Origin of the sequence: Nocardia sp. CWNU-33, assembly GCF_046764895.1 — a bacterium.
Classification (GTDB): Bacteria; Actinomycetota; Actinomycetes; order Mycobacteriales; family Mycobacteriaceae; genus Nocardia.
In genome coordinates, this window is record NZ_JBKOQN010000026.1 from 79431 (window position 1) to 102908 (window position 23478).

General features: G+C 61.3%; 22 protein-coding genes and 1 pseudogene. 5 read left to right on the top strand and 18 right to left on the bottom strand.

Going from position 1 to position 23478, the window contains the following annotated elements; all coding sequences use genetic code 11:
• Positions 1-25 precede the first annotated feature (25 nt).
• The 5 genes and pseudogenes from ACLMAL_RS28520 to ACLMAL_RS28540 form a co-directional block, all read left to right on the top strand.
• Positions 26-1513: an aldehyde dehydrogenase family protein gene (locus ACLMAL_RS28520; protein ID WP_412001911.1), complete on the top strand. Its 1488-nt coding sequence runs from the start codon at positions 26-28 to the stop codon at positions 1511-1513.
• A gap of 183 nt (positions 1514-1696) precedes the next feature.
• Entirely contained in the window at positions 1697-2320 is a 624-nt protein-coding gene (locus tag ACLMAL_RS28525) for a MarR family winged helix-turn-helix transcriptional regulator (RefSeq protein ID WP_412001912.1), read from the top strand.
• Between the two features lie 447 nt (positions 2321-2767).
• Positions 2768-2998 carry a hypothetical protein gene (locus ACLMAL_RS28530; RefSeq protein WP_412001913.1) on the top strand — a complete coding sequence of 77 codons (231 nt, stop codon included), beginning with the start codon at positions 2768-2770 and terminating at the stop codon, positions 2996-2998.
• A complete protein-coding gene (locus ACLMAL_RS28535; RefSeq protein ID WP_412001914.1) occupies positions 2940-3212 on the top strand; it encodes a DDE-type integrase/transposase/recombinase in 273 nt (90 codons plus the stop codon). The genes ACLMAL_RS28530 and ACLMAL_RS28535 overlap by 59 nt, the downstream gene beginning before the upstream one ends.
• A 27-nt stretch (positions 3213-3239) precedes the next feature.
• Positions 3240-3422, top strand: a pseudogene (locus ACLMAL_RS28540) (IS3 family transposase); the annotation flags it as partial.
• 918 nt (positions 3423-4340) lie between these two features.
• On the opposite strand, the gene ACLMAL_RS28545 reads toward ACLMAL_RS28540, so the two are convergent.
• From ACLMAL_RS28545 to ACLMAL_RS28630, 18 genes are all read right to left on the bottom strand, one after another.
• Positions 4341-5549, bottom strand: coding sequence for a serine hydrolase domain-containing protein (locus ACLMAL_RS28545; RefSeq protein WP_412001915.1), 1209 nt, complete (start codon positions 5547-5549; stop codon positions 4341-4343).
• A 665-nt stretch (positions 5550-6214) separates the two neighbouring features.
• Positions 6215-7402 (bottom strand): NAD(P)/FAD-dependent oxidoreductase, encoded by a 1188-nt coding sequence (locus ACLMAL_RS28550; RefSeq protein ID WP_412001916.1) that lies wholly within the window; start codon positions 7400-7402, stop codon positions 6215-6217.
• The gene (locus tag ACLMAL_RS28555; protein WP_412001917.1) at positions 7399-7593 is read right to left on the bottom strand and encodes a ferredoxin; all 195 of its coding nucleotides are present in this window, start codon (positions 7591-7593) and stop codon (positions 7399-7401) included. The genes ACLMAL_RS28550 and ACLMAL_RS28555 overlap by 4 nt, the downstream gene beginning before the upstream one ends.
• Positions 7594-7614: 21 nt before the next feature.
• Positions 7615-9042 (bottom strand): NAD-dependent succinate-semialdehyde dehydrogenase, encoded by a 1428-nt coding sequence (locus ACLMAL_RS28560; RefSeq protein WP_412001918.1) that lies wholly within the window; start codon positions 9040-9042, stop codon positions 7615-7617.
• 90 nt (positions 9043-9132) lie between these two features.
• Positions 9133-10023, bottom strand: a complete 891-nt coding sequence (locus ACLMAL_RS28565; protein WP_412001919.1) for a VOC family protein — start codon at positions 10021-10023, stop codon at positions 9133-9135.
• A 96-nt stretch (positions 10024-10119) separates the two neighbouring features.
• Complete coding sequence (locus tag ACLMAL_RS28570; protein WP_412001920.1) at positions 10120-10449, bottom strand: hypothetical protein; 330 nt, start codon at positions 10447-10449, stop codon at positions 10120-10122.
• Complete coding sequence (locus tag ACLMAL_RS28575; protein WP_412001921.1) at positions 10446-10979, bottom strand: 3-phenylpropionate/cinnamic acid dioxygenase subunit beta; 534 nt, start codon at positions 10977-10979, stop codon at positions 10446-10448. The genes ACLMAL_RS28570 and ACLMAL_RS28575 overlap by 4 nt, the downstream gene beginning before the upstream one ends.
• Before the next feature lie 20 nt (positions 10980-10999).
• Positions 11000-12361, bottom strand: coding sequence for an aromatic ring-hydroxylating oxygenase subunit alpha (locus tag ACLMAL_RS28580; protein WP_412001922.1), 1362 nt, complete (start codon positions 12359-12361; stop codon positions 11000-11002).
• A 43-nt stretch (positions 12362-12404) separates the two neighbouring features.
• Positions 12405-13394 carry an ornithine cyclodeaminase family protein gene (locus tag ACLMAL_RS28585; protein WP_412001923.1) on the bottom strand — a complete coding sequence of 330 codons (990 nt, stop codon included), beginning with the start codon at positions 13392-13394 and terminating at the stop codon, positions 12405-12407.
• Positions 13395-13427: 33 nt separating this feature from the next.
• Positions 13428-14456, bottom strand: a complete 1029-nt coding sequence (locus ACLMAL_RS28590) for a dihydrodipicolinate synthase family protein (RefSeq protein WP_412001924.1) — start codon at positions 14454-14456, stop codon at positions 13428-13430.
• A 5-nt stretch (positions 14457-14461) separates the two neighbouring features.
• Complete coding sequence (locus ACLMAL_RS28595) at positions 14462-15190, bottom strand: GntR family transcriptional regulator (protein WP_412001925.1); 729 nt, start codon at positions 15188-15190, stop codon at positions 14462-14464.
• A gap of 1880 nt (positions 15191-17070) precedes the next feature.
• Positions 17071-17202 (bottom strand): hypothetical protein, encoded by a 132-nt coding sequence (locus ACLMAL_RS28600; RefSeq protein WP_412001926.1) that lies wholly within the window; start codon positions 17200-17202, stop codon positions 17071-17073.
• 499 nt (positions 17203-17701) lie between these two features.
• Positions 17702-18022: a CopG family transcriptional regulator gene (locus ACLMAL_RS28605; protein WP_412001927.1), complete on the bottom strand. Its 321-nt coding sequence runs from the start codon at positions 18020-18022 to the stop codon at positions 17702-17704.
• Entirely contained in the window at positions 18015-18224 is a 210-nt protein-coding gene (locus ACLMAL_RS28610) for a hypothetical protein (RefSeq protein ID WP_328400740.1), read from the bottom strand. The genes ACLMAL_RS28605 and ACLMAL_RS28610 overlap by 8 nt, the downstream gene beginning before the upstream one ends.
• Before the next feature lie 205 nt (positions 18225-18429).
• Positions 18430-20268 carry a DUF4153 domain-containing protein gene (locus ACLMAL_RS28615; protein ID WP_412001928.1) on the bottom strand — a complete coding sequence of 613 codons (1839 nt, stop codon included), beginning with the start codon at positions 20266-20268 and terminating at the stop codon, positions 18430-18432.
• A 497-nt stretch (positions 20269-20765) separates the two neighbouring features.
• Positions 20766-21224 carry a hypothetical protein gene (locus ACLMAL_RS28620; RefSeq protein WP_412001929.1) on the bottom strand — a complete coding sequence of 153 codons (459 nt, stop codon included), beginning with the start codon at positions 21222-21224 and terminating at the stop codon, positions 20766-20768.
• Positions 21225-21573: 349 nt separating this feature from the next.
• On the bottom strand, positions 21574-22602 hold the full coding sequence (locus ACLMAL_RS28625) for an ATP-binding protein (RefSeq protein ID WP_412001930.1): 1029 nt from the start codon (positions 22600-22602) through the stop codon (positions 21574-21576).
• Positions 22599-23303, bottom strand: coding sequence for a response regulator (locus tag ACLMAL_RS28630; protein WP_412001931.1), 705 nt, complete (start codon positions 23301-23303; stop codon positions 22599-22601). The genes ACLMAL_RS28625 and ACLMAL_RS28630 overlap by 4 nt, the downstream gene beginning before the upstream one ends.
• Positions 23304-23478: the final 175 nt, after the last annotated feature.

Sequence of the window (23478 nt, forward strand, 5' to 3'; positions counted from 1 at the left end):
TCTTTTCGACCCGAAAGAACTAGTGATGACTGACGCGCTCACCTCTGTAAGAATCGACGCACCCGTGGATGAGATCCGACACTGGATCAACGGACGTGCCGTGCCCTCCCTCAGCGGCGCACACCGCGTCGGCACCGACCCGGCGACAGGCGGACCGGGCGCCGACGTCGCGTTGGGGACTGCGGACGACGTCGACGCCGCCGTCCGTGCCGCATGCGATGCGGCGTGGGCATGGCGAAAAATCGCGTCGGCGGACCGGGCTCGCATTCTGTGGGATATCGGTCGCCTGATCCGGCGAGACCTCGACGAACTGGTCGGACTCGAGATTCGGGACACCGGCAAACCCCTCGAGAGCGCTAGGGCCGAGGTGCGTGGTGCGGCGGAGTACTTCGAGTTCTATGCAGGACTGGTCAACCTCCCCGCTGGGGACATCATCGATGTCGTTCCCACCCAGCACGTCTACACCTTGCGTGAGCCGTATGGGGTTGTCGGGGTGATCACACCCTGGAACCTGCCGATCAATCAAGCAGCCCGTGCGGCTGCCCCCGCGCTCGCCGCCAGCAACGTGATCGTTGTGAAGCCGGCCGAAACCACGTCGAGGACCACGACCGCCCTCGCTCGTCTCGCGACGGAAGCTGGAATCCCCGATGGCGTCTTCAATGTGGTTCTCGGTAAGGGGAGTGAGGCCGGCTCGGCACTGGTTGAGCACCCACTCATCCGAAAGCTCGTGTTCACCGGTTCGGTCGCAGTCGGCCAGTCCATCGGTCGGGTTGCTGCCGATCGCATCTTGCCACTCACGTTGGAGCTGGGCGGAAAGTCGGCGAACATCGTGTTCGAGGACGCAGACCTCGACTTCGCCGCGACCGAGGCGGTTCGAGCGTTCACTACGAACGCCGGTCAGGTCTGCTCATCCGGAACACGGCTGCTGGTCCAGCGCAGCATTCACGACGAGTTCGTTCGGGCCGTCGTCGATGCGACCGAACGCCTCCGTGTTGGTGAGGACTTCGGTCCGCTCATCACCCGCGACCAGTATGAGACTGTGCTCAGCTACTTCGATATCGCGCAAGGGGAGGGTGCAACGCTGGTCACCGGCGGTGATCGCCCGACGGCTGACACGCTCGAGGACGGCTTCTACGTCAATCCCACGATCTACACCCAGGTGGACAACTCGATGCGCATCGCGCGCGAGGAGATCTTCGGCCCGGTGCTCGTGGTCATCCCGTTCGACACCGAAGACGAGGCGATCGCCATCGCAAATGACTCCGACTTCGGACTTGTCGGCGGCGTGTGGACGGAAGACCTCTCACGGACACTACGTGTATCCGAGGCGATTGAAGCAGGCCAGATCTACGTGAACACATGGTCGACGGCGGCCGTACAGACCCCGTTCGGAGGGCAAAAGGCGAGCGGGTACGGACGCGAAAAGGGCATCGAGGCATTGAACCACTACACCCAACTCAAGAGCGTCACGATTTCACTCGGGCCAAGCCGGGCAGTGCAAGCAGTCGAGTGACACGACTGCTTGCACGTCCGCCAAGGCCTCGTCCTGACCGGCTAGTCCGACAGTTCACCTGATGTGGAGTCCACCTGCCACGAAATGCGACAGTGTCTTACGTAAACTGGTGAGTGATTACGACGCTCGCATTCCCTGCCGAATGTGGGCTACGGCAGTCAGGCAGCAAAGGAGGACACGCACGTGAGGACTCACGAGAGCACTACGTTGCAGGACCCGGAAGAGGTCGATCTATCCGACCCGGATGTGCGGGCGGCACCCTCGTCAGCGTCCGAGCATGCGCCACTGACGATCACCCGTGAAGAACTCCTGCGCGACGGCAGTGACCTCAAGTTCCGTGAGTTGGTGCATGGGCTTATGGCTCTATCCGCTCGGCATCAGCAGGTCAGAGCGGGTCACGCCCGCGTGATCGGACTGACACCGCCGAACTACACCGTGCTGGTGGCTGCCGCACATCTCAGGCGACGGCAGGGACAGATTCTCATTCGCGACATCGCCGAACACCTACAGGTGACACCTACACATGTATCAGTCGAGACGAACGCGCTCAGCAAGCTGGGGCTTCTCACGAAGGAACGCAGCACAGACGACTCCCGAGTCGCAGCCATCACGATCACCGACGCCGGATGGGACGCGCTGGCCCGTCTCGCCCCGATGCAATCCCGCGTAAACGACACCCAGTTCGCCGACATCTCTGCTGAAGAATTCGACGAGCTACATCGCCTTGTTCAGCTGCTCGTGCACAACAGCGACAAGGCGATCCAGCTCCAACGGCACATCATCGAGGTGATGGAGGGGCCGGAGTAAGCGGGAATTATCCGTGCACGCCACGAGCGACGTCATACGGGGAAACCACGCACGCAAACCGAAATGGAAGCCGCTCCTTGGGCGATGACTGACACCACCGTCAACACCGAGACAGGAGACTGCCCCGGTTTCGATGTTCTTGATGAAGAAGCGTTTGGTCGGCCCTCGGTCGGTGGCGAAGAACTCGTCGAGTCCGGCCGGCCTTCGCTAGCCCCACGTAACGCCCCGTCCAGCTTCGTCTGATGTGTCGCCCCAAGGACTCGCCCGTCGACTACTTCGAGGCCCACCGGCGTGTGTCGTCGGCCTGCACGGATCGGGACTTGTGAACGAAGTCGAATCAAGCTCTCGACCTTAATGGATACTTTGACGAAAGCGGCTGCAGGCAGGTCGGTGAGCTGGAGAAAGACAATGCGTTCTTGGTAAACGCTTTTGTGTGATCGCGGTGAAGTGGTCAGCGCCAAGACCGTCGCGGCGATCATGGCGCAGATCGGGATCGAGGGCATCTGCCCACGCATGTTCAAGGTCCGCACCACCATCACAGATCCTGCCGCGTCGTTCCCTCCGGATCTGGTGCGCCGCAACTTCGACCAGGGGCGCCTGGACGCGGTCTGGTTGACCGATGATGTCACCTACCCTGATCTGCGGGCAGGGCGACATGTTCCTGTGCGCGATCGGTGACGGGCATTCCCGGCGCGCGCTCGCCCATGTCGTGGCCGACCATATCGGCGCCGACATGGTGTGTGAGGCCATCGACCGGAGCGGTGCGACTCGCGGCCGTAGTGTGGTCGACACCGTGCTGCATTCCGATCGTGGGGGCGAGTTCACCGCGGCGTTGACGGTGAAGGCCTGCCACCGCCACCAACTACAGCGGTCGATGGGCGACACCGGATGATGTTGGGACAGCAGTCCCGCCGAATCGTTCTGGTCGACCTACAAACATGAGCACTACTACCGCCACATCCACACCACCAGAGCCGAATTCGTTGCTGCGGTTGACAATTGGATCAACCGGTACAACACTAACCGGCGGCCACTCCACCGTTGGGATGCCAGCCCCCTACGCAAGGAGCAATCCCTGACAGTCGCAGCGAAAGCTGCTTGAACCCCTGTCCACCATTTTGGGGTGAACCTCGAGGGGCATTTCAATGTCTCGCTGGTGTTGCCCGGTCCGCCTTGTATCGACCCGTGTTGGCAAGGTCTCGGCATGCTGGATATCGTCTCTCACCTGCCAACTATTGCGATCCGTCGCAGTCCAGCACCGAGCTCTCGCGACCGATCCGGTCGCGCTTGCCGCGTTTGGCCCGAACCAACTCGCCCGCGGAGCTACTCTCCGACAAAGCCTTGCGCGCTGCCGGCCAGCTACCGATCTTCCCGGTGCCCCGCGCCTTCGAGTGCCTGCGCGCCATACGCAGCAGGATGCGCAGCCGCACTTGGGCCCGCAGTGCCGCACGGCACTGTCGGGCTTTTGTCAGATTGGGATGGCATTCAGCATGACCAATAGGCGCGGCCTGCACCGCCAACTAGATGGGCTTGCCTCTGCGACAGCCCCTTTGGCGGCCCCCAACCGAACGCCATGAAAGCTTGCCCGAGTCGGCCTTCCACAGAATCCACAGCTGCACCACAGATGCTTGGCCGTCATCGCCCCGCCGGCACTGCTGCCGATCAAGTGCCCGTTCCGGTCATCCCAGGTGGGGAACTGGTTTCCCGTGAAGATCGGCTTACCGCACCGGATCGCCGTCTTCACTTTGCCTGACTGCGAACCGGCCTCGGCAGCGACCAGGGCGTCACACTTGGTCTTGGTGACAGTTTCACCGGCACGAGTCCGCGAGTTTCGGCGAGTTCTTCCATGTCGCCTCGCGACCGATCGTTCCCCTCATCGTCGAGGACTGTTCCGGTGAAGCATATCCGAGCGCCGACGACGAGAACGGCGTTGATGTCCTGCTGAATCACATCGACGTCGGGTTCGAGGATGGCGTGCCCGAGACGGTCCTCGAGTTGCCGGAGAAGTGTCAGGGCTCGGTCATCCAAGTGGACGCCGCAGGCCAGTTCCGTCCGCGAGACTCCTGTACACCGCCGCTTCGAATTCGAGATAACCGTTGATAGCTGGCGGATCGAACAGTGGGAAAACCTGGGTGGCCCAGAATCCACCGACTCCAGTAGCTCGGTCGATCCAGTAGTACAAATTGGCCAAGCCACACCAGCCCAAGGACCCGGCTTTGCGGCCCGTTGGCGCATCCACGTCGTTCACCATGAAGGTCAACGCCCATGATTTCGGCAGGCCAGGGAAGAATTCCAAATCGTTCGCGCGATTTCGCATCACACCTGACAACGCCTTGACCTTCAACTCGCCAAGGCCGTTCCGCGAAGCCATCTCCACGGTTTCGGGCCGCAGGATTGCGGTACCGTTGGGCGCGGCGCCGTCGTTCAGCCACATGCGGATGAACTTGGCGAAATCCAGTGCAGTGGAGTATAGCCCATGACCACCCATCTGCACCTCGGGCTCTTGCGGCAGTACCAAATCGATGGGCACCAGCGCGCCAGCCTGATCGCGCTGATGGAGGGAAGCGAGCCGGTGTCGCATGCTGTCGTTGAGAGCGAAAGAAGTGTCGTCCATGCCCAGCGGCCCCAGGATTCGCTCGGAAAGAACCTCCCCCAACGGTTGGTCGGTAATGGCTTCTACAATCTGGCCTACCCAATTTATATTTCCGCCATACTCCCACTGCTCACCCGGTTCGAACAGCAGCGGAGTTTTGATCGAGGCACGGGTCGCAGTGATCGAGCTAGGCTGGCCATGCTGTTCCTCGAGGATCTTGTAATACTTGTTGAAGAAGGAATAACCCAGACCAGCAGTATGAAGCAGAAGCATTCGGGTAGTGATAGCGCGCCTAGGTGCACGCAGCTTCGGACTTCCGTCAGAACTAAAGCCGTCAAATACTTTCAATTCCCCGATCGAAGGCGCGTAGCGCTCCGCCGGGGCATCCAGATCAAGCCGCCCCTCCTCAACCAACTGAAGGCAAGCTGCTCCCGTGATGGGTTTGGTGCTAGAGAAGATAGCGCACACTGTATCGGCGCTGAACGGTGAATCGGCGTGGAGCATTCGAGCGCCCGCCGCGCCCTCATAGATGTTCCCATGCCGATCGGTAGCCACGGCGGCCACACCAGGAATTCCGAGCTGACCCGAAACGGCAGCATTTAGAATGACATCTGCGCGCGTTTTCAATTTCTCCATGATTTACTCCATTGTGAAAGTAGATTTACTTATTCATATGCCAATATTCACCGACATAACATCTTCCGATGTTATGATCAACAAGTGAGTTAAGGCATATTTCGGCCGCCAGTATCTTGGGGTAGCGAATCCCGCAAGGACGGCGAGGACGGCTTGCGCGTTCGACAGAAATGTGAACGCCCTCGATATTCGAGAATATTAAGACACCGCAGGTTGCGCAGTATTCAATTCCGCCGCATCTTAGCTAGATTACTCCAGCCGCGGCATAGCACGCACCAAATCCGAGTGGCTACACTAAGGCAACACAACAATATGCGCTCTACGTAGCGTCATATACTACCTCCAGACGAGCAGACTCGCCTTGATACTCCAGGCGGACCGAGGTTGTCTTGGTAAGATGATGCACATTTGATCACCCACTCCGGAACTACTACAAAACTGCGTGCAGGCCCCCTTTCGTGAGGCGCACCTTGCGTTGGCATACATTTTCAAAGGAGCGCATGGTGCGACGGCGCGGAAGCCTTTGAGGCGGTCGAATAGACGCTGGCGTCCTCCAACAAATTTCTTCGCGGCCGCTGCGACGGTCGGAAGTTTCGCCCTATAGGGCATCACGACGTTCCTGGTGGAACGACAAGAGACTAATGCCTCGCCATTGATTTCGTGTGTCATAATTTCTCTGCCCATTCGCGCGCAGAAGACAAGGAGGCGCCGCTCCTGATAAGGCGGCGGGCTTGTGCCACGGCACGGGGGTTGCCAACAGTGAAGACGCCGGTGAGGATTTCGTTCCTCCCGAAGCACACCACCTCTCCGCGGGATGTTCGAAAAACATGGTAATCCGGGCCACTGCTACCACACATCTGCAATTTATGCCCGTATTGATCAGACCAAAAGTATGGCACCGCATCCCACTCGTGTGAAATATCAGGCGAAGCGATCACGCGGGCGGTAACCGCTGCCTGCTCAACGGCCGTCTGCCACTGCTCGACGCGGGTGTGTGAACCAGTTGTCGCATTGCGCCATCGGCTTACGTCCCCGGCAGCGAACACATTTTCAATGTTGGTGCGTCCCGCGGCATCGCAGACAACGCCGTCATCTATGTGCACGCCTGAGCCGTGCAGCCATTTCGTGTTGGGTTCTGCGCCAATTCCGATCACGACAATATCGGCAGGCAGTACACTGCCATCGATGACAATTCCCTCGACATGATGTTCACCGACTACGTCGCCAACCGATGCGCTGAGTCGCAGATCGACACCATTTTCTTCATGCAGTGCAGCGACGACGCCGCCGCCGCCCCCTAGCACTCGCGATAATGGTGCCATGTCCCGCTCAACCACCGTGACATCGCAATCCCAGGATCGTGCAACGGCGGCCACTTCCAGTCCGATGAACCCTGCACCGACGATCACCACCGACGAACCCTGATGTAACGCCGCCTGTAGGTTCAGACATTCCTGCAGCGAGCGCAAATAATATACACCAGGTAACGACCGCACGGTGGACGAGATTCGTGGGTGGGCGCCAGTGGCAATGACGACGATATCGTAGTTATACGTCGAGCCGGCTTGGGTATGCACGCACTGCCGATTGGTGTCCAACGCAACCGCAGGCGATGCCAGGGTGAGCTCGATTTCGAGTTCGGCCAGTTCGCCAACCTTGAACAGCGCTATGTCATCCGGCACTAACGTTCCCGTCAGGACTTGCTTGGACAACGGTGGGCGATCATATGGTAGATAAGGCTCATCACTGAGCATATGTATAGCCCTACCGTAGCCCGACGCTCGCAATTCACGGGCTACCGTTGCCGCGGTCAGCCCCCCACCGACAATAAGCACCCCCGCACCGGCGGTCATTCGACGATTGTGATCGCTCTGACGGGGCACGCAGCCACCGCTCGTCGGACATCATCTTCGAGCTCAGCGCCCGGTTCCTGGATGCGCACGAGTACCTTGCCGCCGGCATCATCTACATCGAAGACCTCCGGCGCTTCGAGGATGCAGTTAGCATAGACCCGGCACGCCGCGATATCGACAGTGATCTTCATTGATCTACTTCCCGTCTTTCCTTAAAGATCCACGGCTATATATTTGGTCTCCAAGAATTCGTAAATTCCATCGAACCCGCCTTCCCGCCCCAGCCCGCTCTGTTTTACACCGCCGAACGGTGCAGCGGGATCGGATACGATGCCCCGGTTGATTGCGACCATACCTACCTCCAGATTTGCCGCGACCGCCATCGCGCGTCGGACGTCGCCAGAATATACGTAGGCGACGAGACCAGATTCGGTTGCGTTGGCCAGTTCGGTCGCCTGCGCGTCACTTTCTATGACGACGATCGGTGCGACAGGACCGAAAATTTCGGAGCTCAAGATACTGGCTTCGGGGTTCACATCAGCGAGAACGGTGGCTGGATAAAACCAGCCAGAACCGTCTTCAATCACCCCGCCTGTCACTAAGCGGGCGCCTTCTTTGACCGCTCGGGCAACTAGACCGGCGATCTTTGCCTGCTCGGAGCCATTGATTAGCGGACCGAGTTGGGTTTCCCAGCTGCTTCCGGGTCCAACTGTCAGATTGTTCATTTCGGCAGCGAAGCGTTCGGTGAAGTGTTCGGCTACCTCTCGAGCAACGTAGAACCGGTTGGCCGCAGTGCATGCACAGCCACCATTGCGCATCTTGGCAAGCATCGCCCCTGCGACTGCATCTTCGATGTGAGCGTCATCTAGAACAAGAAAGGGCGCATTGCCGCCCAATTCCATTGTTGCGCGCACCACTCGGTCGGCAGTGTTGTGCAACAAACTTCGCCCGACCTCGGTGGACCCTGTGAAGGACAGATTTCGCACCCTGGGATCGCGCAGCATTTCGGCGACCAGCGGTCCAACTGGGTCTGGAAGGACGACGTTGAGAACTCCATCGGGAACACCAGCCCGCTGAAGAAGATCAGCGATAGCCAGCGCTGTCAAAGGCGTTTCCAGAGCTGGTTTGACGATGACTGTGCAGCCTGCGGCCAGCGCCGGCCCGAGCTTTCGAGTAACCATGGCCGCCGGGAAATTCCATGGAGTAATGAGCAGGCTCACTCCGATAGGTTCATGAGTGACGATAATACGCTTGTCCCCAGCGGGCGCCAGGCGGTAGTCACCCCGAACCCGAACCGCCTCCTCGGCGAACCATCTGAAGAACTCCGCTGCGTATGCAACCTCAGCGCGGGCGTCTGCGATAGCCTTTCCGTTTTCTCGACTGATGAGCTCGGCAAAGAAGTCGGCCTCGTTGATCATCAATTCGTAAGCTGTGCGCAGTATTTCGGCACGATGACGAGGGGGTGTGTTCCCCCAAAGTTCCTGTGCTCGGTACGCCGAATCGATCGCAGCGCTACATTCGTTCGGTCCACTTGTCGCGACTTCAGCGATGACATGGCCATCGGAGGGGTCGTGAACAGGAACCCGATCGGTACCGGATTGCCAGGCGCCGTTGATAAATACGTCGGTAAAGAGTTTCATGTTCAATCTCATTGGGTTACAGGTCCGGGGTGAACTAGGATTAGCGTGGGCGTCTCCTCTTACCGATTGAACGCCTCTGCCGCGGACTGATTACGATTTTCCGAGACGCCTATGGCCCCAAAGACTGGGACCGCCCACGCCACCTTGCGCATTCTCAATCCACGTATCGTCAACTCTCAGTCCACCGAAGCCGAACTCAACTTGGAAGTCACTAGGAGACTTCATGTAAAACGATGTCATCCGGTCGTTGAAGTGCCGACCGAGGGTGTGGGTCAGCCGTATTCCCGCAGCTCGTCCCGCTTCCACACGATCGTAACAACGCCCCACGTCGTCGATTGAGTCGACTTCGACCATCAGGTGATCGAAATGGTTTTCGCCATGCCCGTCGAGCAGTGCCAAGGAATGCTGCCGCGGATTGACACCGAGGAACGTCGCGCGTATCGCACCGTCGATTGTCTCTCGGATCCGGAAGCCGAGCACACGCGTATAAAAATCGACGGTCTCCGCGTAGTTGGCGACGGCGCGAGTAGTGTGCCCCATGCCTTGGTCTCCGGTGACGAATCGCACCCCATTTGGAGACACAAAACGGTCGATAGCGTCACACAGTGGGCGAAGGCCGAACTCCACAACCTCCCCCGATGGATCCTCGACACGCATCAGCTGGGAAACGCCACGCCGCTGTGCCTGCTCACCGGCTATCTCCACACCGGTTACGCCAGCGTGATCCAGGCGAACGGACAGTTCGTCCCATTCCTGACTGCTGGCGATTTCCCACCCCACCGCAGCAACCTGCTCAGCGCCTGGCACCACGATGATCCGCGCCATTCGGTCATCCATCCTGAACGCACACGAGCCATCATCAGGCAAGGCAAGTTTCGACGGCATCATCCCAAGTGTGGTGGTCGCGTAATCTCGCCATTGTTCGATGTTTCCGGTTTGTACTACGAGATACCCCAGTCCTGCAATGGGGGAAATTCTCATGACGTTACTCCTGCATTCGGTTCTTTTATTAAAATCGGACGAGTGTCCGATTGCCGTTTGAGTCCCCCGAGTACAAAATTGGTCCGAACATGCTCTTCAATCGGATGCCTGGAAAGGTGGTTCGACCTCGTCGTTTTCTTTCTGCTGGGGCGACGGCGACAAGCCGACGACATCCACCTCACCACGCAGCGGGCCGCGCGAGCCCTGCAAAAAGCCAGAGAACACTTCGGTCGGTTGCCACGAAATGCCCTCGAGTTGAAGAGCGTCGAGACGTACGCTGGTTCCGAAGTGGGGGCTCTCGATTTCAAGTCGCTCCCCATTGCGGGTATGGACCTTCCGCACGATTACATGGGCGAACTCATTAGAAATCGAGAGTTCGGAGCCGCCGTGTGACGGCGAGGTTGACCTGGGTGGCGGTTCGGTCATAGAAACACCGCCAAATTCGGGGTATTCAGCGCGGTGTGAGCCAGATTGACGGTTCTTTCCAACAGACGCAGGTGACCATCAGCGATTTTGATGAGGTCACGACGACGCGCGCTGATCAAATCATAGTGGGCATCCTGACCGCGTTCGCGGTACAAGAGCAGAGCACTGTTGGCGCATACTACAGTTGGGTCGTGGCCGGGTTCGATCCAGACAGAGCCGACGAGCCGGGTCGTGCGTGAGGGCGGATCCTCTGCCCATGCGTGCCCGCTGTAGAGCCGCTCGATCCGCTTCCTCAACGATCCTTTTGTGTCACGCTGATGGTACGCACCGGGCGAAACGTCTGTTTTCGCGGCGCGCTCGAGCACGATTCGAATCGGAACCGTGTAGGTAAAGTCGTCGTCCAGGAGGTCGAACCATTCCCACAATCTGTTGTCGTCGAGCAATGCGGCCTCGCGGGCGAGAAACTCTGCAATCGACGAATGGCTGGGGGTATGCTCTGACGATGTTGCGTAACTGAATGGATGTGTCATCTGAAACTCCGTCGCCGCGGTTATTGCTGACCGGGCTGACGCATCTCTTTCAGCCAGCGCCGGTAGAAGGACATTTGGTTGCATTCACCGAAGCCGGTGATCCTGCTGATACCTGGGCCTTGCCAGTTCGCATCCTTGCTCTGTTCGCTCATTCCCTCGGTGGCCAGCTGGTAATTGGCCATCATGTGGTTCTTCTGAGCGAACACGCTACGGGCCGCCTGCGGCAGACCTTCCCAAACGACGGTGTCGTCCTGCTCGAAGACCCCGGAAGATCCGAACGCGTTCTGTCCTGCGTCGTAGCAAGCCTCAGAGTACTCTTTGGGGGAACAATTCCAGCTGAGCTGCCAGTTCCACAGCTCCTGGACACCGGGTGCAATCGGCTGCCAGAGTCGAATAGATGTGTACACCGCAAGTGGTTTTGTCTCAGGGTCCGGCGATCCAGGGAAGCGCAGGTATGAGAAATTTGGAAAAAGTGTACCGGTAATAGGCGGGTGGGAGTCGAGCATCGAGCGCTGTGCGTCGTCCAGGCCGCTCGTCACGAATTGCGAAGTCAGCTCCCGAGGGTAGCCCCAATACCAGAAATCGGAGCCCAACCAGTCAACGAAGCCGTGCCCGATGAAAGTATTGCCGCTGCCCAGATCGTAGTGCCGGGCGTGGTCATTCAGCTGTGGGAGCTTCGCCGCCAAGCCGATGTCGTCAAGCGAAATGTGGGTGGTGTCGGCGTGATACGTATCTCCGCCGGCGTTCTCTGCTGCTGATTTCCAGTCCGTGCGAACCCTCATCCGGTCCGGAGGAGCCATGACCCTCATGCCATCCGGATGCAGTCCGAACAAGGCGTCAAGCATCCATACCGTGGCCTCACCGAGAAAGTCGCGCAGAGTCGGAGCATCCGGCGATAGTGACGCAAAGATCAATCCATGGATACTGTCGACGTGTGGCGCGCGCAGCAGTCCCCACTGCTTGGGATCGAGCTTACGGTACGCGCGGTTGCGGTGCGGCGCCCCAAGCCAATCGCCGTTGTTCTTATAGATCCATCCATGATAGGGACACCGGAAATGTGAGGCGTTGCCTTGGTCGACTTGACAAACCATGGTGGCACGGTGGCGGCAATAGTTTGACAAAACGTTGACGCTCCCCGACTCGTCACGGGCAACGATCACCGGATCCAGCCCTATACGGCGGAGTACATAGTCGCCGGGGCTGGGTATCTCCGACTCGTGGGCGACGAATACCCAGCATCGAGCGAAGATGCGCCTCATTTCGGCATCGAAAATCGCGTCGTTGGAGAAGATCTCGATCGGCACCAGATTTTCCTGCATGCCCTCCTCAACTCGATCCAAAAGGGAATTGAGTTCAGCGTGCGGATCGACCGTAGCGGTCATGGACACTTTCCTTCCTACTACCCCCTCAACTTTGAAAACCTCACTAGAAGTTTTTGGCTACGAGGACCTCGCCTAGATCTTGGCCATGTCCGGTCTCCAGCGCTTTGCGATAGACCACGGCCGCCGCAGCGACATCCTGCCCGCCCGTCCCGACCGATTTGAACAGCGTAACCATTGTTTCGTCGGTGTCGTCGCGACCGACCGCAGCTCCACCGATGACGTCTTTCAACTCGACCACATCGGGATAGCTACCCTCTGCGACAGCGGCGAGCACATCGGCTGATTCCTCGAGCACCATGTCGGCTGTGTCAACGACAACGACGTCAGGGCGTGCGAAGGCAGCGGGATCGATCTCACGCAACGCCAGATTTGTTGATCCTATGGAGTTTATGTGTTGTCCGGGGCGCATCCAGGCCCCGCGGTAGGCAATAGGATCCGACGCACCCCTGGTATTAGTTGCGACCACAACTATTTCGGCGTCGAAAACCGCCTTTTGAGGAGTGTCCACCGCGCGGCATTCGATACCGATGGTTTCTTCGACGTATCTCGCGAAGTTCTGCCGCGACGCAGTGCGTGGGCTGTAGACGCGAACTGCATCGATGGATCGCACTGCGGCGATGGCCGCCAGGTTGGTGCGGGCTTCCGCCCCCGCCCCGATGATGCCGACCGACCGAGCACGCCGCGATGCCAGGTAGTTGGTCGCTAGTCCAGTTACGGCCCCGGTGCGCGCTGCAGTCAAATTGTTGGCGTCCATGATTGCAAGGAGATCGCCGCGCGCCTCGTCGTATAGGCACACCACGTACCGCACGACGTCGCCTTGGCGACCATGAAAGGCTTTGAATCCCATGAAACCCGAACCAGGCAGAAAGGCAGGCCCGATACGGAACAATGTTCCGTTGGCGTCGATGTTCACGCGGCGAGGAATAACGGCGCCACCTGCGGATTCTTCGATAAGGGACGATTCGATTGACTTGATCAGTTCAAGGGGATCAACCAGGTTTGCGACGTCGTTGTCGCTGAGCAGCAGCGTCACTTCAGACTCCGTCCGTACAGTTCGATCGGCGCATCATCGCCGGGGGTTTCTACCGACAAAGAAGGCGTCGTCAGCATCGGCTGTCACCGACAGGCCTGATTCCTCCAAGCCCTGACGCAAACCGCGCATCTGGCTAGGAACGATGCGCATCGTTGGTACGCGCAGCGGTCCACCATTGAACCCGTTGAGCCAGGCCATGTATTTCCACGCATACCTGTTTATGAAGTTGGCGCCAGGAATGTGGGTCGCCCGCGCGCCTGCCTTTCGTGCTGGCTGTATCTGCCAGTACAAATCCATGGCCTTATCGAACTCTCCTGCGCGAACGAGGTTGAACATCTTCGGCACAGAGTTGCCCAAGTACTCCATACCACTGGTACCGATCCATTGCATAGGTACCAAATTGGACAACGGTATGGCTTCTTCTTCGAGCGGGTGAGTCACAACGATTTCGTCACCGAGCATATGCCACAGCTGGACGAAGCTCCCGAGACACATTCCCCCCTCAGCCTTCACAGCTACCACGTTGGGCACATCGTCCACCAGCCGCCGAATGATTCGAGGATCGATCTCAGCAGAATGCAGACGGTCGAAGCCCCACAACGGAACGGGAAACAGGATCACGCCTACATCGACAGCGTCACAGAAAGTTTTAGTGTAGTGATAGATATCCTCGCTGGTCGCCGGGTAGAACGAAGGTGGATATGACAACAGTACGAGGGAGGCGCCAGCCTCTGTCGCGCGACGCGCGACTTCGATGTTCTCTTCCAATGTGTTGAAGGAAGCATGGTGAATGAGGTGGAGCTGCCCGTTGGCTTCATCGAACGCGCACTTGGTGAACTCGATATACTCATCCTTCGTCAGGGCTGTCTCGGATACCAGCAGCGCGCCCCAGAATCCGAGCTCAATGTCCCTACGGACGTCGTGGCGAATAGCCGACTCATTGAGGCTGCTGAGATCCGCCGTGTAGGATGCTATGAGAACGTTGGCGCATCCGTGCATGGTATCCTTGGCCCACTGACGCGCTTCAGCTTTCGTGTAGGGCTGAGGACCGATGGTGATCACTTAAGCTACTCCTCTGTTTCATCGGGCAATAGGTCGTCCGATATTTTGAGCGCCCTCCGGGCAATCCCTTCGGGCGAGTTATCCGCTTCATTCAAGATTTCTTCAATGCTGCGTTTTGTGCCCTGGACATGTTTTCGGATGATTTGTTCGACATCTGTCTCATTTCGACGCTCAACTGCATCCAATAGTGCCTGATGCTCTTCGAGCACCTGCTTTCTACGTACTTCCCTTGCACTTGCTGAGTACAGGTAGCGCTGGATCCGATCGCGGATATCATCGATCAGAAGGCTGATAGCGCTGTCCTTCCCATTGAGAGCGCGATGGAAATTCCTGTCCGCGGCTACCCACTCCTCGGAAGGCAAGTCCAGCAATAGCTCACCTGCTGCGGTGCGCGCGGCGGAGAGATCGATCGGCGCCTGACTACGCAGAAGACGGCGCAGCGCGAAGAGCTCCATCTCTTCACGGAGCTCGATTAGCTCCATCACCTGCTCTGCAGTCAGCGCCGTCACGACGTACCTCTGGAAGGGGTTCGCCGTGACCAAGCGCTGCGCCTGCAGCTGCCGCAGCGCTTCGCGGACGGTGACTCGACTGACACCTAACCACTCTGCCAACTCGGCCTGTTTGAGCTCACGGCCAGTGTGCAATTCGCCGCTCTGGATAGCCGAACGAATCTGCGTATACGCGTCGTCGGCAAGTGTCTTACGTGGCGCTTTCGTAAAGCGATCGGCTGACATAGCGCAACGGTAATCTGTTTACAGTTTGGAGTCAAGGATAAGTGGAAACAGTTGTCGCATGCCGGGCTCTTGACCCTGTAGCTACGACGTCGCGCGTCACAGCGGAACAAGTCCATCGACGAACAGCCATGCCACCGCGCAGTGGACGAGCGCAGCGCACCGAAGGCAGGCCGACCGACCTTCCCTCGCGCCTTCTGTCAAGCCAGCGATTCGCGGGCTAGTTGCCATGGCATGAACTCTTACCTGAGGCGGCGTCACCACATGCGACTAGAAGGGCCTCGAACACCCGCAACCCGACGCGTTCGACGACCGCCGTACCGAGCAAGGAGGATCCGCACGCAGTCGGCAGCGCGAACTCCGTATGCCGGCCGAGTTCGAGATCTCGCCCATGTCGAGACCGGCACCGACCGGGGCGTGATCACCCCTCCGGGCACTGGGTCAGATATTCCGCACCCGGCTACATCTACAGCCCAGCCACGGTTGACCCTAAAGTGTAAACAGATTACACTACGGCAAGGTGCCATGCACAATCGGGAGGGCCGAAGAGCCGAACCTCTGTGGACGGCGCCTTCCAGCGAATGTGGTCGCCGAGTTGCGGCGGCGGGTTGCGCCCGGGCGGTGACCCACGAAGAGAGAAAATTCGGAAGCGTAGGCGTTCGAAGGCCTCGAGTCGGCACTCCACGATCCTGATTGCCTCTATCGGTTAACGGCGAGACTTCACTTCGAGGTGCGACATGCATCTGGACGGACCTACTGCAACCACCGACAAGCCGAGCGGGCAGCCCAATTCGGCCAGGTGGGTGCCGCTATTAGAACCCGCACACCTGCTTCAAGCGGTCTCAGGCCGCTGTACCAGCACATCACCGCTCGTTGGATGGGCGCGAGAGCTCAGTGATATGCACGCCGCATTGATACCCGTCCAGATCGGCCAGACGGCGCAGCACCGCCCCGTCGCATGTGAGCAAGTGCGTGCCGGGATAGATCGTGTCGTGTGTGAGATCAATACCTGGGCGGCTTCGAACGTACCTCGCGCGAAAATGGCGCGCACGCATACACATTCGCTAGGCGACGTCATCAGCCACTTCGCCAAGATCTACGCCGAGACGTGGTGGACAGTGCTTCATTCGGCGGATGCCGAGACGCGCCACCGGGCATGGCTTCACCTAGGCGAGGCTCGTGAAGGCTATGCAGAGATGATGAACGAGATACGAGCGCGACACCTGCAGCTGCCGTTGGGATGGGGCGGAATTCGGGGGGCAACGAATGACGCGGAAGAGGGCTCGCAGCGGTGGGCACCGCGACTGGCCAAGCTTGATCAGCAAGACCATGTTGACGATTTGGCGCACATACCTGAGTAGGTGTCCTAGCACCATCTACTCAGAAGTTCGTCCGTCTTGGGGTGTGGGTGCTGTGCACCTCGCCGCCCGGCAACGACGCCGACGACGGTTCACAAAGGCGTGGACCTCAGGACGGAGCGAACTGGCGGCATTCGACGCCATTCCCATCTCCCGCACAACAACGTGCTAGGTCGCGTCTCCCAATAGTTCGGGCTGTTCGACCGCGCGGCGCGGCGTCGGTCGTTCGTCATAGTCGCCGTGGCGACGCTGACAGGTGATCGGTACAGGGTGCTGACGGACAAGCAGTGGGAACTGCTCGAGCTATTGCTGCCGAAATCCGAAGGGCACGTGGGTCGTAGGTACGCCGACAACCGCCTGGTGGTGGAGGGGTGCGGGCGCCACCGCTGCGGCATCAACTGCTCGAACAGCTCCCATTCGTCGTTATCGAGATATCCAGCTCCGGGGCATCGTGGCGCGGTAGTCGGATGCCGAGGCAGGGGTTGTACGGGATCAGCGGGGAAGGCCGTTCAGCCACAGCAGCATTCAGACCGGCCGAGAGGAACCCGTGTTTGTTGTGATGGTTTTCGCGCCGTTGCCCTTGTCCTGTTCCAGGTACACGATCCAGGCCGCGTCCAAATCCTGATTGAACGCGATGATCGGTAGGTGCTCGCCCATGAACGGAGCGATGTCGCGGATGTAGTCGTGGCGGGTGGAGGTTAACCGATCGTCTCCGGCCCCCTCGACGTCCGTACATGACGAATGAGTGGGCGGTCGTGGTGTTCCTGCCGGGATCAAGCGCTCGATCCAGCTGAGCTACGACCCGCTTTCGCGGGCGGCGGGACTCGAATCCGCGACCTCTTCCTCCCATGGGTAACCGACCGAATCCGGCCCGCCCTATCTTCGCCTTGCCGTACTCGTCAGGCTGTAAGGCACTACGTCCCTTGCGGCCCAGCTATTTTCGACCAATCCGGATATCGGCCACGTGGACCTAGTGGGCCCGGCCACGTCGACCTCGGCATCCAGCGATCAGCAGGTCTAGCCGTGCCGACCAGCACACTCGCCCACGGCGATCGGTGCGTCCAGCCACAGTTGCGCATCCGGCAATTCCGACCCCGACACGCCGCCATCACGATCGGCGCGTCCGAGTGTGCTGCCGACCGGCGTTGTCTGTCTGCTAGGCCGATTGGCGAAGTGGATGCAGGGCGGCGAGAGCGCGGAGTGCGTCGGCGCGAGAGATCGGCTGGTCGTTCTCCAGGGCGGCGAGCTCGAGTTCGATCCAGTCGCGGATCAGTGCCGACATGGTGACGTTGCGATCTTCGGCGGCCCTCTTCACCCGCTGATGCAGCTCGAACGGGATGCGCAGCGACGTGGTAACGGTGACCGCGTCCGCACGCAGCACTGGCGGCGCTTCGGCCGCATCCACGGGCTCGTCACCGAATTCGAGGCCGGCCAGGAAATCCTGGACGTCCTCCGGGTTCGTCGGATAGTCAGTCATCGGCGTGCTCCCAACGCTCGAACTCCGCGACCTGCGTGTCTGCCATCTCGACGGCACCCAGGATGTCCCACTGCCAGTCCTCGGTCCGGCGGACGGCGACGATGAGCGGCCTGCCTGCGTCGGTCCGGCCCCACACTGTCAGGACCGCCAGCCCGCCGGGACCGCGCGCCCGCCGAGGCCATCGGCGAACACCGGTGAGCACTTGTAGCACCTCGCGGGGATCGATCCCGCTTAGTGATAGCAATGCCCACTCAGGCCAGTTATAACCCACAAACAGGGATAATACAAGTGTATTGCCTCCGGGAGGGCAGGTGGGCTGCCAGACCGCCTCCTCGCCGGCCCGGCCGATGCGCGCCCTTCCGCACCAGCTTTTGCGGCGGCTCGTCGAGAGCGCGCACCGACCGGACTCATCGTGCGCGTGCTCGTGACAAATTCCAGCTCTGCCAGCTGTCACCGTCGAGGTCCGCGCGAATCTGATCGAACACCTCGGCGCGCAGCGATTCCGGCAGACGCTCCAGTGCCGGGACGATATCCGGCGAGAGGGTGCTCAGGTACTCGGCGTCGAAGTTTCTCCCGTGCTGCCAACGGTCGATGTTCTTGTCGGCGATAAGACCTTCAGGGTTCAGCACGGCAAGGGCGACCAACGTTGCGGTGGCCGTGCCGATCGCGGCACGAGGCAGCCAGGCGCGGTCCAGCCGGAGCACAGCGGCGATCACAAGCAGGTAGACCAAGCCGAGCCACAGTTCGCACACCTCGACCAACAGTCGTAGCACCGTGAATCCATACGCCTGCTGATAGGTCCACATCCGGCCGAGCGCGGACGCGGCAATGACCAACGTGAGCACACTCACCACACACAGCAGCGTTCGCAACCACAGTCGATCGGCCGCCGAATCCTTTGCCGCCCAACGCAAGACGATCAGGATAACGGCAAGGGTCAGCATCGTCACGATCGACAGCTGCCAGAAACCGCTGCGTGCGTACTCGGCGTAGGTGAGCCCGGCGGTCCGCTGCACGTAGTTGTCACCACCGAACAGCGCAACGAACTGTGCACCGACGAACAGCGCGAACAGCGCGGTCAGTGCGCCGACGGGCAACACCCACTCCAGTCGTCGCAGCGATCGACCGGTCTCGGCTTCTTCCTCGTCGAACGGCGTGGCAGGCGGTCCGGCCAGCAGATACATCGCACTGAGTGAGCCCAGCCCGACGACAGCGAACAAGACAGTCCACTGCACGATCGCCCCGGCGTCGATCTCCGGTGTCACGCTCGCAAGCAGGTTGGCGAACGTCGCGTCCGCCCCACCGAGGAGTGGTACGAACACCGCCAACAGCACTACCGTCACCGCCACCGACGCCGCGACCCGCCACGACCTGTCCTGACCATTCGCGCGCATCCGGCCGATCGCCGCGTACACCCACGGCAACGCCGCGAAAGCCTCGATCGGCACCGCGATCACGTCGTACCAAACGCCATTGGCCGATCGCCGCCCGACGGCAGCCAGCGATCCGGCCACACACGCGGCGAGTACGCACAACACGAACAGCCATCCGGCGGCGCGGAACGCACCCACCGCAAGCAAGGCCAATGCCGAGGCCGACCACCAGATCCGGCCCCAGTTCCCCAGGACGCCGCCGTTGCGGTCCACGAGATCCGACAGTGGCGTCGTCGCCTCGGCCGCGACCGACGCAGCCCCCGCCGCCGGTCCCGCAGTGTGCTCCGATCCAATTTCTGTTCCGGCGGGCTGCACCGCTCCGGCGGTGGCGGACCCCGGCTGCACAGCCCCAGTCGTTGTCGACCCCTCCCGCACAGCTCCGACCTTTGCTGTCCCGGGCTGTACTGCCCCGGCGGCGGCCAACCCCGTCGGCATGGCTCCGATCGTTGCCGACTCGGCCCGCACTGCTACAGCTGCGGCCGACCCGGCTCGCATGGTTCCAGCTGCTGCCGATCCCTTCTCCACGACTCCGACCGTTGCCGGCCCGGCCTGCGCAGCAACCGGTTCCTGCACGGCCGACGATGCCACCTCGGTCGGTGGTTCCGTCGAGGAATCTTTCGCCGCAGACTGCGATGTGTGGAAATGCCCGGCCCCCGCCGTGGCGACCTCGGCAACACCGACCGCCGCGTTCCCGTCCGCGGGCAGACCCGGAGACCCGCCGTCCGATGTGGACGCGGCACCAGCTCCCGCGGTGCGCCGCGCACGCCGATCTACCAAGAACACCGCGGCCGAGGCCACCGCTCCGGCCAGCACCCAGCCGACCCCTGGACGATCCAGCGGGATCAGAACCGCTGCTCCTACCCCCGCAATGCCAGCGGCAGGCAGGACACCCGATGGACAGGTGACTCGCCGCCACCTCGGCGGTTGCGGTACCCATAATCCCGGCGCGCGGAGCGCTTGAACTCCGGTCGGAGGAGGCGGCATCCGGTTGCCCGGCGCAGCCGAGGGTGACTCCTGCCAGACAGGAGAAACAAGTCGCGTATGTTGCGTCGGAGCCGACGAGGTCGTTCGCCAACCTGCGCTCCACGGCGGTGCCGCATGGTCCGAATCCGCGTAACTGTGTGGAGCCGTCGGCGTCGGCTCACCCGCCGTAGCGTCACTTGCCGACTCCGGTGTTTCGTCAGAGTGCGGCTCTACGGACGTCGATGCAGATGAAACCCCCGCGGGTGCGGAGTCAGCGACAATCGCTGCGACTGTCGCACTATTCGGCCCGCCCACTGCGGCATCGGACGCCTTTCCCTTGCGCGACATCACCCCCTCTGTGGAAAGTGCAACGCTGGTCGAAACGCCACAGCCCGAGGACTGTTCGATGTCCGATGCCGTCGAGCCGACGGATCCTTGTCCGACGGATCCTTGTCCGACGGATCCTTGTCCGGCGAGGCATTGTTCGGCGGAACCTGCCTCAGCAGAACCCCGCCCATCGGCACCGTCTCCCACGGCGTCTTCCCCGGCGACGCTTTGGCCACCAGCACTTTGTCCGGCGAAGCCATCGCCAGCAGCACCGTCTCCCGCAGCACCCTGCCGGGCAATGCCCTGCCCAGGAGTACCGTCTCCGGCAGCACCTTCTCCCGCAGCACCTTCTCCGGCAGCGTCTTGCCCAGCTGCTCCTTGCCCGCAATCGCCCTGTCCGGCAGTTCCCAGCCGGGCAATGCCATCTCCGGCAGCAAGTTGTCCGGCAGCGTTTTGCCCCTCAGCGCTTTGCCCGGCAACGCTTTGCCCCTCAGTACTTTGTCCGGCCGAGATCGGCGGCGTTGTTCTGCTCCATCGGTACGGCCGTGTCACGCGGGTCAGCGACGCTGCCGATGTGGCCGGTTCATCCGGCACCGCCGAGCGGGAGTTGGGGGGCGGGTCGTTCGGTAATGCGGAGCCCTCGGCCACAGCCTCGCCATGCTGCGGATGCTCGTCGCCGGATGGTCGATTCGATGTCGGTGGTTCGTCTGGCGTCACGGGTTGTTCGGGCATGATGTTCCCTCCTGTGGGTGTGCGGGAGCGCCCCGGGACCTGTCGAGTGGCTCGGGGTGTGGCGAGTTGGGTTGGGCCAGAGGTGGTTCGGGGGCGTCAGCGGTCGGGCAGGACTACCCGGATGCGGGAGCCGGGGTCGGCCACCGCAATGGTGCCGCCGTGTAAGTCGACGACCCAGCGGGAGATGGCGAGGCCCAGGCCGGTGCCGCCGCCGTCGGTGCGGCCGCCGCGGGTGAAGCGGTCGAAGACGCGGGCACGTTCGGCCGGCGGGATGCCGGGTCCTTCGTCTTGGACCTCGATGACCATTTGGCCGTTATGGGCATAGGCGGTGATACGCACTCGGCCGCCTGCGGGGCCGTGGCGGGCGGCGTTGTCGAGCAGATTCAACAGCACTTGATGCAGGCGTGCACGGTCTGCCGACACGCTGGCCGTGCTCGGTTGCACATCGGTGCTGAATCGCACGCCACGCCCGAGCGCCGCCGCCATCACCTCGGCCTCGGCGACGACCTGGGCGAGCAGCGGGACGACGGCGAGGCGTTCGCGATCGAGCGGGAGCGCACCCGCCTCGATGCTGGACAGATCGAGGAGCTCGGACACGAGCAAGCCCAACCGCTCGGTTTGCGCGAGGGCTGTGCGCAGCGTCGTGGGGTCGGGCTCGGACACTCCGTCCACAAGATTCTCCAGCACAGCGTTGAGCGCGGTGATCGGCGTGCGGAGCTCATGGGAGACATTGGCGATGAGATCGCGGCGCTGCTGGTCGGCGGCCGCCAGGTCGGCAGCCATTTGATTGAACGCTGCCGCCAGCTGCCCGACCTCATCGCGCGAACTCGCGCGAACTCGCCGTGTGTAGTCGCCGTGCGCCATCCGTTTGGCTGCGGCAGTCATCTCACGCAACGGCCTGGTGATGCCGTGCGCCAGGAACTGCGAGGTCACCAATGCGATGACGACGGCGGTGAGCGTGGTCCGCGGCGGCAGCCAGCCGATCTTGAAGCGAAAGAACCCGAAGGCCACCCCACCCGAAACCAGCATCAGGATCGCCAACTTGAGCTTGATCGACCGGACCGGATCGAGCGGGCGCGGCAACACCTCGGCCACGAAGTCACCGACCCTCTCCACGGCGCTCATCGTGCCTCCAGCGCGTAGCCGACACCGTGCACGGTGCGGATGAGGTCGGCGCCGAGCTTGCGGCGCAAGGCCTTGATGTGGCTGTCGACGGCGCGGGTGCCCGCGGCGTCGGCCCAGTCCCAGACTTCCTCGAGTAGACGTTCGCGGGCCAGCACCACACGGGGCCTGCGGGCAAGTCGAGCGAGCAGCTCGAATTCGAGTGGGGTCAGCTGAGCTTCGACATCACCGCGCCAGACACGACGCTGATCAAGGTCGATGCGCAGGTCGCCGACGACGATGGCGGTATCATCGCGGTCGGCCGCGCGGTCCATACGCCGCAGCAGCGCGTGCACCCGGGCCGCGAGCACACGCATGGAGAACGGTTTGGTGAGATAGTCGTCCGCGCCGACGCCGAGCCCGATCAACTGATCGGTTTCATCGGTGCGAGCAGTGAGCATCAGCACCGGCACGCCGCGCCCGGCCTGAATGCGCCGACACACCTCGAGCCCATCGAACCCCGGCAGCATCACATCGAGCACTACAAGATCGGGCTCCCCCGCCTCCACAGCGGCGACCGCCGCGGGGCCGTCGTGCGCTGTCTCGACAGTGAACCCCTCCGCCCGCAGCCGTGCCGCGACGGACTCGGCGATGGTCACCTCGTCGTCGACGACGAGGATCCGACGCGATGCCGGCGGCCCCGCGACCAGTGCGCTCTGCTCCATGCTCCGAAACCCTAGCCACCGCCTGTGGAGAGAAGCGGTGTCAAATGTGGAGATTCCGTGTGTTCGCCGTTCGATGGAATTCGGAAAGTCACTCTGGATCGACCGGAGTCGCTCGACCGGCCAGATCGTGATCGGCTGATGCTCCGAGGACTGCGGCCGGCCACTGCCCGATGCC

Coding starts and splice junctions, on each gene's coding strand:
- ACLMAL_RS28520 (WP_412001911.1), top strand. CDS start 26: ATGACTGACGCGCTCACCTCTGTAAGAATCGACGCACCCGTGGATGAG.
- ACLMAL_RS28535 (WP_412001914.1), top strand. CDS start 2,940: ATGATGTCACCTACCCTGATCTGCGGGCAGGGCGACATGTTCCTGTGC.
- ACLMAL_RS28545 (WP_412001915.1), bottom strand. CDS start 5,549: ATGGAGAAATTGAAAACGCGCGCAGATGTCATTCTAAATGCTGCCGTT.
- ACLMAL_RS28550 (WP_412001916.1), bottom strand. CDS start 7,402: ATGACCGCCGGTGCGGGGGTGCTTATTGTCGGTGGGGGGCTGACCGCG.
- ACLMAL_RS28555 (WP_412001917.1), bottom strand. CDS start 7,593: ATGAAGATCACTGTCGATATCGCGGCGTGCCGGGTCTATGCTAACTGC.
- ACLMAL_RS28560 (WP_412001918.1), bottom strand. CDS start 9,042: ATGAAACTCTTTACCGACGTATTTATCAACGGCGCCTGGCAATCCGGT.
- ACLMAL_RS28565 (WP_412001919.1), bottom strand. CDS start 10,023: ATGAGAATTTCCCCCATTGCAGGACTGGGGTATCTCGTAGTACAAACC.
- ACLMAL_RS28570 (WP_412001920.1), bottom strand. CDS start 10,449: ATGACCGAACCGCCACCCAGGTCAACCTCGCCGTCACACGGCGGCTCC.
- ACLMAL_RS28575 (WP_412001921.1), bottom strand. CDS start 10,979: ATGACACATCCATTCAGTTACGCAACATCGTCAGAGCATACCCCCAGC.
- ACLMAL_RS28580 (WP_412001922.1), bottom strand. CDS start 12,361: ATGACCGCTACGGTCGATCCGCACGCTGAACTCAATTCCCTTTTGGAT.
- ACLMAL_RS28595 (WP_412001925.1), bottom strand. CDS start 15,190: ATGTCAGCCGATCGCTTTACGAAAGCGCCACGTAAGACACTTGCCGAC.
- ACLMAL_RS28600 (WP_412001926.1), bottom strand. CDS start 17,202: ATGGGCGAGCACCTACCGATCATCGCGTTCAATCAGGATTTGGACGCG.
- ACLMAL_RS28605 (WP_412001927.1), bottom strand. CDS start 18,022: ATGACTGACTATCCGACGAACCCGGAGGACGTCCAGGATTTCCTGGCC.
- ACLMAL_RS28625 (WP_412001930.1), bottom strand. CDS start 22,602: ATGAGCGCCGTGGAGAGGGTCGGTGACTTCGTGGCCGAGGTGTTGCCG.
- ACLMAL_RS28630 (WP_412001931.1), bottom strand. CDS start 23,303: ATGGAGCAGAGCGCACTGGTCGCGGGGCCGCCGGCATCGCGTCGGATC.